Here is a 13,065-nt window from a genome sequence, read left to right as displayed (position 1 = left end):
TAGACGCGATAGCGGCTTCCCGCAGGGTAGGGCGCAAAGCTAAGAGAGGGGGAAAGGGTTTTTTATTTCAATCGGTATTGGTCACGAGATACTGGCTTGATGGCAGGTATTTGTAGTTCCTGATTAGTTTTAATAACTTGGGAAAGTTCGTAAATTGTCGGATGTTGAATGAACTCTTGTAAAGAAAAATTTAATCCTCGGTTATTAGCTCTGGATAATACTTGAATGCTGCGAAGTGAGTCTCCGCCTAACTTTAAAAAGTTGTCGTGAATGCCCACTTTTTCTATGCTGAGAACTTGTGACCAAATCTCTGCTAGTGCTACTTCAATGGGAGTGCTGGGCGGGACAAATACTGCTTCTAGATTTGGTCTTGCTTGGTCTGGGATGGGAAGGGCTTGACGATCTACTTTGCCATTGGGAGTTAGTGGAAGTGTTTTTAGCATTACAAACACTGAAGGCAGCATATAATCTGGCAAGTAATTTTTTAAGAAGCTACGTAAATCATCAATTGTGGGTACTTGCTCTTGTTTGGGGACAATATATGCTGTTAAACGTCGGTGAGTGTTGATATCTTCTGGGGCGATCGCGATCGCTTGTTGTACGGCTGGGTGTTGATGCAAAACAGCTTCAATTTCAGGTAGCTCAATTCGATATCCACGAATCTTTACTTGCTGATCAATCCGACCGAGAAATTCAATGTTACCGTCTGGAAGATAACGCCCTAAATCTCCAGTTTTATAAAGACGTGCATTTGGTTGATCGCTAAATGGATTGGGAATAAACTTTTGAGCAGTTAGTTCTGGACGATTCAGATAGCCCTTCGCTACACCTAAACCACCAATATATATTTCTCCAGCAACTCCAATTGATACTGGCTGGAGATGAGCATCTAGTACATAAATTTGAGTATTGGCAATTGGGCGACCAATGGGAACAGAATAATTTAAATCATGATTTTGACAATTATATACACTACTCCAAACGGTGGCTTCTGTAGGGCCATATTCATTAAATAAGACGAAGTTTTGCAATAATTCACGATGCTGCTTAACAAGTTCCTTTGGACAAGATTCACCCGCAACAATTACGGTTGTGAGGCTGAGTAGTTTTTGTGGTTGTGCTTGCTCTAAAATCAGCTTGTAAAGAGATGGTAGACATAATAAATGAGAGATTTCTTGTTGAGCGATCGCCTCTATTATCTGTTGAATATTTAATTGCCAGTTGTCAGGTAAAATAAATACAAAACCACCTTGACAAAGTGTCCAAAAAATCCCAGCAACAGAACTATCAAAAGCAAAAGGTGAAGTTAACAAAAAACCTGTTATTGATTGTTCATAATAACGCATCCGAGCAGTTGTCGAGTGAACTAAATTTTGATGAGTAACTTGCACTCCTTTGGGTTTTCCTGTAGAGCCAGAAGTATAAATTAAGTAAGCTAGGTTCTCAGGCTTTACTTGATTTTGAGGATTTTCATCACTTTCTTGAGTAATTACATCCCAAAGAGTATCTAAACAAAGTACCTTCGCTTCAATATCAGGTAAATTTTTCACTAACCGTTCTTGGGTCAAGATGATTGATACTTGGGAATCTGCCAAAATATAATTCAATCGCTGTTGAGGATACAAAGGATCAATTGGTACATATCCTCCTCCAGCTTTGAGAATGGCTAATATCCCTACTAGCATTTCCCAAGAACGTTCTATACAAATCCCCACCAATACATCGGGTGCAACTCCCAAAGCTTGAAGATATTGTGCTAATTGATTGGCTCTGGTGTTTAGTTCTTTATAAGTTAGTTGTTGATTTTTAAACACCACAGCTATGTTTTCTGGGGTACGTTTTACCTGCTCTTCAATTAATTGATGGATACACTTATCATTAACATTATCTATTTTTGTATTATTAAATTCAATAAGTAGTTTTTGTTGTTCAATATCAACAATGCTACGGGTTAACTTTGCTAGTGTTGTGTTAGAATTTGCAACTATATTATTTAGCAGTATTTCTAAATGACTTAACATTCTATCTACTGTCATTTGATTGAAGTAACGTAAGTCATAAAATATATTCAGAGATAACTGCGACCAAGGTTTAACTAATAAAACCAGTGGATAGTTAGAGTTGATAAAAGAGCGGACATGAGCAATTTTTAAGTTTCTGGTAGGTAAATTAGCAAGATTGGCTGAGGCGTTTTCAAATACCAAAATACTATTAAATAAGGGTATGCCAGGAGGTACTTGACTCCAACTTTGGATTTGAACTAAGGGGGTACATTCGTATTTAAGTAAACTCAGTTGTTGAGCATGGAGTGATTTCAGCCAAGATATCAATGACGCTTCACCAGCAACAAATACGCGCACTGGTAAGGTGTTGATAAAAAGTCCCACCATTGAAGCAACCCCCAATAATGTTGGTGGTCGTCCAGAGACAACAGTTCCATACACCACATCTGCTTCATTGCTGTAATAACTCAACAGCAACGCCCAAACCCCTTGTATCAAGGTATTGAGAGTTAAATGATGTTGTTGTGCTAAAGATTTCAGTGCTTGTGTGGTGGCTGGCGAAAGTTGGACTTGTTGTTGATGGAAACCCTCTTGTTGACTGTTTCCATCTGTTGTCAAAGCGGTTGGTGTTGTGAAGCCCTGAAGATATTTTCGCCAAAAAACCTCCGCTTCTGATAAATCTTGCTGTTTTAGCCAACTGATGTAGTCTCGATAGGGGCGGCTTGGTGGTAACTGGAGAATTTGGCCTTGACAAAGTGCCTCGTAGCAGGACAAGAACTCTTTGAGAATTGTACTCACACACCACGCATCTATGACTAAGTGACAAATACTCCAAATAAATTGGTAAGTATTTACATCTGTTTGAATTAAAGTCAGCCGCATTAAGGGTGGTTGAGCCAAATCAAAGCCGCTTTTTTGGTCTGCTTCCAGGTAACTTTGTAGTTGCGCTTGTTGTTGAGTTGTTGAAAGCTCACGCCAATCATCATAGGCGATCGCCAGTTTAACTTGTCTGTGTACTATCTGGACTGGCTGATTTACACCTTGCAATACAAAAGCTGTTCTTAAACTCTGATGTCGGTCTATTATTTGTTGCCAAACCTGCTCAAAAGCTGAGATGTTGAGATTTGCGTGTAATGTACATACTGTTTGCTCTACATACATCCTCCCATCTGGAGCCGAGAGAATGTGAAACAGCATACCCTGTTGAGTGGGTGAGAGTGTGTAGATGTCTTCGATATTTTTCGCTTCCATAGCTTGAATTTTCTACTGATTGTTTAAAAAAAGCTGATTTAGTTCTTCTTGAGTTAATTCAGCTTCTGGAAAGTCGGAAGGTTTGAAGTTTAATGTATCGCTGGACAATAAATTAGCAATGGGCGCTACTTCTTCCTGGGGAGGGGAAATTATCTCCACAACTGTGGCTAATTCTGCAATTGTGGGATATTCAAATAGCTGATTAATACTGAATTTCAATCCTGCTTCGTAAGCTTTAGCTGCAATTTGAATACTTTGAATTGAATCTCCTCCCAACTCTAAAAAGTTGTTGTGGATACCTACCTGCTCAATTCCTAAAACCTGACTCCAGATTGCTTCTAGTATCTCTTCTACTACCGTGCGGGGTGCAATATAAGCAATTTTTTCCTCATCGGATTTTACCTGTGTGGGTGTTGGCAAACGGCGATAGTCAACTTTGCCACTTGGAGTTAAGGGCAATTCTTCTAAGATGACAAAAGTACTAGGAAGCATATATTCTGGTAACTTCTGCCGCAAGAAACTACGAAATTCCTGAGTTGTAGGTGCTGGTTTTTGTTGTAGTACGATGTAGGCAATTAAGCGTTTGCCATTTGAGTCTTCGATAACTGTGGCGATCGCTTCCCGCACCACAGGATGTTGGAGTAAAATTGCCTCAATCGCTGTTAGTTCAATCCGATAACCGCGCATCTTTACCTGACGGTCGATACGTCCCAAAAACTCAATATTGCCATCTGGCAAATAACGCCCTAAATCCCCAGTTTTATAAAGACGTTCTGATGTTGAATTTTTCAATGGATGAGAAATAAATTTTTGGGCGGTTAGTTCTGGTCGATTCAGATAGCCTTGCGCCACACCCAAACCACCAATATATATTTCTCCAGCCACACCAATTGGTACTGGTTGCAGATGAGTATCTAGTAAATAAATTTGAGTATTGGCAATTGGACGACCAATTGGCACAGAATGATTTAAATCCTGATTTTGACAATTGTATACACTGCTCCAAACGGTGGCTTCTGTTGGGCCATACTCATTAAATAAGGATGTATCAGGCAGTAGTTGACGATGGCGTTCTACTAATTCTGTAGGACAAGATTCCCCAGCAACAATAACTGTTTGCAATGAAACAAGTTGTGCTGGGTCTATAGTAGCCAGTAGAGTTTTATAAAGTGAAGGAACACTCAACCAATGTGAAACTTGATGTTGAGTAATTACCTTGGCTATTTGCCAAATATCTCGTTGAAAACCCTCAGTTAATAACACCAGTTGACTTCCTTGACATAAAGCCCAAAAAATCACGGCGACTGAACTATCAAAGGCAAAAGAGGGAATCAATAAGAAACTAGTAGTCTGCCAAGATAACTTTACGTGGTGGCTGGCAGAGGGGCAGAGGGGCAGAGGGGCAGGGGAGAGAGTACCTTCATTCCCCCCTGCTCCCCTGCTCCCCTGCTCCCTTGCAGGGTCTACACAGCAATATTGGGTTGGTGAACTATTAGTAACGGGGTGTGAGTAATAACTAATCCGGGCAAAGGTGGAATGGGCTAAGTTTTGCTGGGTAACGAGTACCCCCTTTGGCTTGCCTGTGGAACCTGATGTGTAAATAATGTAGGCGAGGTTGTCTAAGGTGCTTGTACTGCTGGGATTGGCGACGCTTTCCCGCGCTATTGTCTGCCAATCTGAGTCTAAGCAGATAATCTTGGCTGTGTGGCTAGGTAACTTTTCAATTAGCCGTGCTTGAGTTAATAAAACTGGCACTTGAGCATCTTCCAAGATAAAAGCAAGGTTTTCTTGGGGATAGGTGGGGTCTAAAGGTACGTAGGCTCCTCCAGCTTTGAGAATTGCCAAAATTCCCACGATCATCTCTAAAGAACGCTCGACACACAAAGCCACCGGCACATCGGCAGTTACTCCTAGACGCTGCAAGTAATGAGCTAAAGCATTAGCTCGCTGATTTAGCTGTTGGTAGCTGAGTTGTTCATCTGCAAACACGATCGCGATCGCATCAGGATTTTCTGCCACCACAGCCTCAAAGTATTGATGAATACAACAATATTGAGGGTATTTACTGCCAGTCTGATTCCATTCTTCCAGTAAAATTTGGCGTTGGCGATCGCCCAAAAGACATTGCGACTCATAACGTGCCAAGGGCTGTGTAGACATTGCCGTCAGAGTTTCTTGAAAATAACTGCCAATCGTCTCTAACTGAGCATGACTTATCTGTGTCAAATCACACTCTAAATCGAGTTGGATGCAATTTGAAGCATGATTAAGATTAAATTCCGACCGCAAGGTAAAGTGAGTTTCACCAAAACCCCTCGCCCCTAACACTTCTAAATCTTGGAGATTTTGCAGACTCTCATACACATGAAAGTTAGTGTAATTAAACACAGTCTCTACTAGGGGTTGGAGAGCCTGACGACCAACAAGTTGATGTAAATCTGCGTAAGGATAACGTCTAAAGGGCAATAACTCTTTTTCGGCGGCAAAAACCTGCTGTACCAACTCTAACCAAGTTCCCCCAGTCAGTTGCAAACGCAAGGGAACGGTATTTAAATGGATTCCCAAAGTTTTTTCGCCGTCACCTGCTTCCACGCGCCCATTAGACTCTAACCCTGTGAGGATATCACTCTCGCCACTTACCAAACCCATGACTCTGATATGTGCAGCCAACAAGACGTTTTTCAGGGGAACTTCTGCTAACCGGGCGAGTTTTTGCAATTTCGCAGAAAGTTCAGGAGAGATAGGAACATCTAAAAAGCCAATTTCCGGGGTAGTTGTGCTGTGATGAAGTCCTACCCAACGGGCTAATCTGGTAGTGACACAACCTGCTAATTTTTGCCGCCAGAAATCTTGAGCATCGGGCGATCGCAATGTTGCACGCTCTAAAGCTACAAAATCTCGATAAGCTATGGTTGGGGCTGGTTCAAGAGCATTGCTTGTACCCTTGAGCAGAGCATCATAATGATATAGCAATTCCGTCAGCAAACAAGCTTTGCTCCAACCGTCAAGAATAGAAGTGTGACAGCTAAAGGTGAGATAAAAAGACTGTTCTGTGAGGCGATGAATAAAAAAGCGAATCAATGGTGGGGAAGACCAATCAAAATTTCGTCGTTTTTCAGCTTTTATCCAAGTGGCGAGTGCTTGTTGTTGCTGCTGTGGTGATAAATCACGCAAGTCTTCAACCTGAAAAGGCGCAGTAACGTGTTGATGTACTAACTGTAAGGGTTCACTAAAGTTAGTCAGATCGAAGGATGTCCGCAGGATAGCATGACGAGCTAAAACCTGTTGTAGAGCTTGTTGAAACAACGCAATGTCTAGATGAACTTGCAAATTGTACAGAAAAATATCATGGTACATCGGCTCATCAGGCAGAGACTGAGTGTGAAAAATCACCCCAGCCTGAACTCTAGCCAAGGGATAAGCATCAGCTATATCTTTGGTGAGTTTTTGCCGTTCTGCGGGGGAAATTAGGCTAAATGGCTCTGTTTTGTTAGTAACTAAAGCTGTTGGTTCTACAAATGTAATGGCTTGAGCCAGGGATTCGATTGTCTGATACTGAAAAATCTGCGCTAAGGAGCAACTTAAACCTTTTGCAGTAGCTCTAGATAGCACTTGGATGCTGCGAATTGAATCTCCTCCCAACTCAAAAAAGTTGTCGTGAATCCCCACCGGTTCAATGTCCAACACCTCTTGCCAAACTTCTGCTAATGCTTTTTCTATAAAAGTGCGGGGTGCTAGAAATGCTTTTGCTAATTCAGGTCTGACTTTCCCAGGAATTGGTAAAGATTGACGGTCTATCTTGCCATTTGGCGTTAAAGGGATGGCATCCAGTAAGACAAAAGCCGCCGGAAGCATGTATTCGGGGAGCTTTTCTAACAAAAATTGACGTAATTCGCTAGTGGTGGGTGCTGGTTGATGCCGGGTGACGCAATAAGCAACTAATTGCTGATTTCTAAAATCTGCCTGAGAATTAGCTGATTCTCCTTTGAGTAAGCGACGCAAACCAGTAATTGCTGAGGAACTTTCTACGTCAACCACTGGGGTGAAATCTCGGTGCTGTTTTTTCTGCTCAATTTCTCTGATCAAAACCACAACTTGTTGCAAGGCAGGATGTTGACTGAGTAACGCTTCAATTTCTCCTAGTTCAATTCTGAACCCCCGCAATTTCACTTGATGGTCAAGTCGTCCTAAGTATTCAATGTTGCCATCGTTGAGGTAGCGTGCTAAATCCCCAGTTTTATAAAGGCGTTCTGATTGTAATTTTGACTTGTTAAACGGGTTGGGAATAAATTTGATATTTGTTAATTCTGGTTGATTTAGATAACCCCGCGCTAAACCCACACCACCAATATATAATTCTCCTGGTACACCAATCGGTACTGGTTGCAAGTGATGATCTAGGAGATAAATTTGCGTATTGGCAATGGGGCGACCAATGGGAACAGTCTGTTTACGAGTCTCACGTTCACAAGCCCAAAATGTTACATCGATCGCAGCTTCCGTTGGCCCGTATAAATTATGTAAGTCTGCATCCAAACGCTCAAAAAATCTTGCTTGCAGTTTCAACGGCAGCGCCTCTCCACTACACATCACCTGCCTCAAGCAGTTACAAGCTGCTAAATTAGGTTCCTCCAGAAAAACTTGCAACATCGAAGGCACAAAATGTAGCGTGGTAATCTGTTCCTGGGCAATAATCTCAACCAAGTAGCTGCTATCTTGATGTCCTCCTGGGCGGGCGATTACTAAACGCGCCCCTGTAGTTAAAGGCCAAAAGAATTCCCAAACGGAAACATCAAAGCTAAAAGGTGTTTTTTGCAACACTTTATCTACGGTTGTCAGTTTATAAGTTTCCTGCATCCAAGATAAACGATTGCAAATGCCTCTATGAAGGTTCATCACTCCCTTGGGTTTGCCAGTGGAACCGGAGGTGTAAATCACATAAGCTAAATGATCAGTGGTTACTTGGCTAACTGGGTTGTCTACTTTTTCACTAACCCAAACTTCATGATTTTTGTCCACTAAGACCACTTGCGCCCCCTGAACAGGTAAAGCTGTCAGGAATTTCTCTTGGGTCAGCAATACGGCAACTTGGGCATTTTCCACCATGAAAGCCAGACGTTCTTGGGGATAGGAGGGATCTAGGGGAAGGTAAGCGCCCCCGGCTTTGAGTGTCGCCAAGATACTGATTACCATGAAAAGCGATCGCTCCAGGCATATCCCAACCAACACATCTGGTTCTACTCCCAGAGTTTGCAGATAATGAGCTAATTGATTGGCTCGTCGATTCAATTCAGTGTATGTGAGTTGTTCGGTTTCAAAGACTACCGCCACTGCATCTGGTGTCTGTTTGACTTGAGCCTCAAATTGTTGATGAAGGCAAGTTTGGTTGGTGTAATCGACTTGGGTTGTATTCCACTCGATTAATAATTGTTGCTGTTCTAATTCCGTCAGAATTGGTAAGAGTGAGATTTGCTGCTGTGAGTCAGCAACAATACTTTCGAGCAAAGTTTGAAAATGACCAGCCATCCGCGCAATAGTGACAGCATCAAATAAGTCTGTGTTGTATTGCCAAGAAGCAGATAGGCTGTCATCTACCCCAGCCATAACAAGGTTCAGGTCAAACTGAGCAATTCGCTGTTCGAGGGCGAGGGATTCTAGCTCTAATTCTCCTAATGTGATCTTTGCGCCTGTTTCCCCTAAAGCAAAGGCCGCCAAACCTTCTTGATTGAGTAGGTGAGCTTTGTGCAGAACAAACATCACTTGAAATAAGGGCGAACGGCTGGGGTCGCGTTTTGGTTGTAGTTGCTCAACTAGTCGGGCAAAGGGGTAGTCTTGATGATCAAGAGCAGCCAACACACAGGAACGTACTTGAATGAGAAACTCATCAAAGGTGAAATTTTCTGATAGGGGTGAACGCAATACTACCGGATTCACAAAATACCCTACCACTCCTGTGGCATCAGTTCGAGTTCTGCCTGTGGTGGGGGAACCTATGAAAAAGTCTGTTTGACCTGTATAACGATAAAGTAACACCTGAAAGGCCGCTAACAAGGTCATGTAAAGCGTAACTCCCCGTTGGCGGCTGAAATTTTGGAGCTTTTGAGTTAATTCTGTACTCAGTTTGTGGCTCAAGGACGCGCCTTGATAAGTTTGTATGACGGGACGCGGGCGGTCAGTGGGCAAATTTAATATAGGTAATTCTCCTGATAACTGTTTTTGCCAGTAGTCCCAGTGGCGATCGCCTGCTGGACTCGCCAGCATTTGAGACTGTTCTCGCACATAATCGCTGTATTGCCAGACCAAAGGCGGCAGAGTCACAGGTGTATGATTTTTGTGGGCTTGGTACAGTGTTCCTAACTCATCGACTAAGACGGTGAGACTCCAAAAGTCGGCAATGATGTGGTGAACAACAAGTAACAGAATATGTTCTGTTGGTGAGCGAGAAAATAGGCGCACCCGTATCAAAGAATCTTGCTCTAGATTGAAGGGATGGTATGCTGCTTTAATGAGGCGATCGCGCAAAAATTCCTCATCCCATGTTGCTGCATCTTCTTCTTGCCAACAAACCTCTAGTAGTTCACCAACCCAATATTGCTGTGTAGACCCTGCAAGGGAGCAGGGGAGCAGGGGAGCAGGGGGGAATGAAGGTACTCTCTCCCCTGCCCCTCTGCCCCTCTGCCCCTCTGCCAGCCACCACGCAAAGTTATCTTGGCAGACTACTAGGTGCTTCTGGAATTGTTGTATAGGTTTTCCGTCAATATTTGAGAAAGTCGCCCCCAAAATTGGATGGCGCTCCACTAAACTCTGAAAAGCTTGATGCAATGCCGTAATATCTATCTCACCACGAAGACGCACAGCATTTGCAATGTTGTAAGCCGGACTCTCTGGTGCTAACTGGTGTAAAAAGTACAAAGCCTGTTGACCGTAGGCAAGCGGGTACTCGGTGACAGTCTCACTAACTTGGGCTGGAAGGCTCTTAGAGACAGCAGAAATATCTGTTAACTGGGCAAGTATAACGGTTGCTAGTTGGTTAATACTCGAATCCCCCAGAAAACTAGTCATTGGTAAGACTACACCCAAGTTAGTTTCAATAGTGTGCTGGAGTTCGATCGCCATTAAGGAATCAATTCCCAAGGTGGTCAAGGGTTGCTCTTGATTAACTTGGGAAGAAGCTAGTTTGAGTACCTGAGCTACTTGCTGCTGGAGATAACAGGTTAACTGTAACTGACGCTCTTGCGGCTCTAGTGCCAGAACATCTGTATAAGTCAGACTAGCTCTATTGTCTGTAGTCGGAGATGCTTCTAAAACACTGCTGGCAATACTTTCCCAACTTCCTGCCAAAAAATTAGTCCGACAAGCATGGCGCTGAATTTTACCGCTAGTAGTTTTGGGGATACTACCGGGCTTGAGAAGTAACACTGCATAAACTTGCAGTTCATGTTCCGCTACTACTGCTTGACGGATAGTTCTAATAACTTCTTCTGTTGCCAAGTTCCGCAAGAAACTACGCTTTACTTCTTGAGCAATGATTAATTTTTCTTCGCCGTCAACATCAATAGTGAAGGCTGCACCACCACTAGGTTGTAATGAAGGGTGACTTTGTTCTACTGACCATTCAATGTCTTGGGGATAATGATTCCGACCCCGGATAATGATTAAATCCTTCAGACGACCTGTGACAAACAACTCTCCTGCCTGCAAAAAGCCCAAGTCTCCCGTCCGCAGAAACGGCCCTGCTTGAGTATCTTTCAGGTAGGCTCGGAATGTATATTCTGTTTGCTCTGGTTGATTCCAGTAGCCTTGGGTGACGCTTGGCCCTGCTACCCAAATTTCGCCTACTTCATGAGGCTGACAACAAGTTAATGTTTCAGGATTAACTATGGCTATCTTTAAATCTTGTAAGACTTGACCGCAACCAACTATGGTCTGTAAGCCAGTTTCATGTTCACCAAAAATATCAGGTTCAAAGTCTTGCCCCTTGTGGGTAATCGCTTCCTTGTTCCCCTGTCCCTCAACTTCCCCTGCTCCTCTGCTCAACGGCAGTTGCTCCTGGGGGAAACCCCCAAGACCGCACTGCCTCCCCTGCTCCCCTGCTTTTTCATTGGCTGGAACTATTTGATTTTGTAATAGTGCTTCTGACTGGACTGGTAACAACACAGGTGAAACTAATTTACTACCACCAGTCACAATCAGCGTTGTTTCTGCCATACCGTAACAAGGATAGAAACTCTCACGCCGGAAGCCACATTCCGCAAAGGTGGCGCTAAACTGCTCTAGGGTTTGTTGCCGAATCGGTTCAGCACCGTTAAAGGCAACTTCCCAACTACTTAAATCCAAGGTAGCCCGTTGTTCAGGGGTAATTTTGCGGACACACAAATCATAAGCAAAATTCGGGCCACCGCTCGTTGTTGCTTGATATTTAGAAATTGCCTGGAGCCAGCGCCAGGGCTTTTGCAAAAATGCCACGGGGGGCATGAGTATACAAGGTATCCCCAAGTATAGGGGCTGGAGGAGATTCCCGACTAAACCCATGTCATGAAACAGGGGCAACCAACCTACAAAAAGGGTGTTTTCTGTGTGCTGCATTGCCTGTTTAATTAAGAGTTCGTTGTGTAGCAAATTCCCATGACTGACCATGACACCTTTAGGTGTACCTGTAGAGCCGGAAGTATACTGCAAAAAAGCTAGGTTATTGCTATTTATCGATGGTTGTTGCCATGAATTGGCGAGGTCGGGAGGAATGTTATCGGTAGCAAGTAAATATAAAGTTTGTAAATTCTGATATTGGGCGAATTGTGCCTCGATATTGGCAAGAATCGTTTTTGTAGTTAGAGCAATTGTGGCTTGTGCGTCCGCTACCATAGCCTGGAGTCTGGACAAAGATTGGTTTGCCCTGGGTGGATAAGCCGGGACGGCAATTACCCCAGCATATAGACATCCGAAAAACGCCGCAATAAATTCTAAACCAGGGGGGTAGAGCAGTAGTCCACGCTCTCCTTTTTTGACCCCATAACTTTGCAGTCGGGCGGCAATACTTTGAGCTTGACGGTCTAGTTCTTGATAAGTCAAATACGATGCTTCTACCTCTCCATCCAGCAGAAAAGAGTAAGCCTTCTGCTCAGGTTTGAGAATTGCTCTCCAATGGAGAAGTTCAACCAATGAGGTGAATTGCTTCGGTAGTTGCCAAAGGTTTCTGCCCATTCATCCTACTCCATTTATGTAAGTATCTAGGTGGAGCCAAATTTATAGTTGGCGTGAAATGCGATCGCATTTTCAGCTTTTATTGATAGAGAATTTCACCGCATGAGCCAATAGCGGATTTTTTTGAGAAACAAGTTTTTATTTAAGAGTCGAAAACTTAACAGCGCCACCAATTCACACAAATTATGACTGAATTTGACAGCTTGGTAATATTCAAATTTTATCTATCTTTAAGGTTAATAAAAATCTTTATCATTAATTTTATCCTATTGTCAAGCATCTTCCTGTATACCAACAATTTTTATTTAAAATAGGTAGGCTTAGATTTTGATTATGGCTGTAAAATACTTATCAATACAGTCTATAAAAGCTAATTTTTCACTTAGGAATAACAAAAAACGAATAGGACAACTTGTCGAATTTTACAGAACTTATATCAAGTAGATTTTCTAGAGAAAACCGGTATACCATCAAAAAAACAAAAACCTTACCGATAGATGTACCAAATATTTCTATAGAAAAAATTAAATACAGTTATTTTTTTTAACAAATAATTGTTTGTTTAAAATCATGAGAGACGTTGGTAATAATTCAGAATTTTGCCAATCAA

2 protein-coding genes are annotated in these 13,065 nt (G+C 42.7%); both read right to left on the bottom strand.

The window, feature by feature from the left end; translation table 11 throughout:
* Positions 1–62 precede the first annotated feature (62 nt).
* Positions 63–3,254 carry a non-ribosomal peptide synthetase gene (locus tag H6G77_RS06750; protein WP_190871162.1) on the bottom strand — a complete coding sequence of 1,064 codons (3,192 nt, stop codon included), beginning with the start codon at positions 3,252–3,254 and terminating at the stop codon, positions 63–65.
* A 12-nt stretch (positions 3,255–3,266) separates the two neighbouring features.
* Positions 3,267–12,455, bottom strand: coding sequence for a non-ribosomal peptide synthetase (locus H6G77_RS35595; protein WP_242049153.1), 9,189 nt, complete (start codon positions 12,453–12,455; stop codon positions 3,267–3,269).
* Between the last annotated feature and the right edge of the window lie 610 nt (positions 12,456–13,065).

The sequence above is a fragment of the Aulosira sp. FACHB-615 genome (assembly GCF_014698045.1).
Classification (GTDB): domain Bacteria; phylum Cyanobacteriota; class Cyanobacteriia; order Cyanobacteriales; family Nostocaceae; genus Nostoc_B.
The sequence above is the reverse complement of the archived record's forward strand: the minus strand, read 5'-3'. Positions and strand labels throughout refer to the sequence as shown.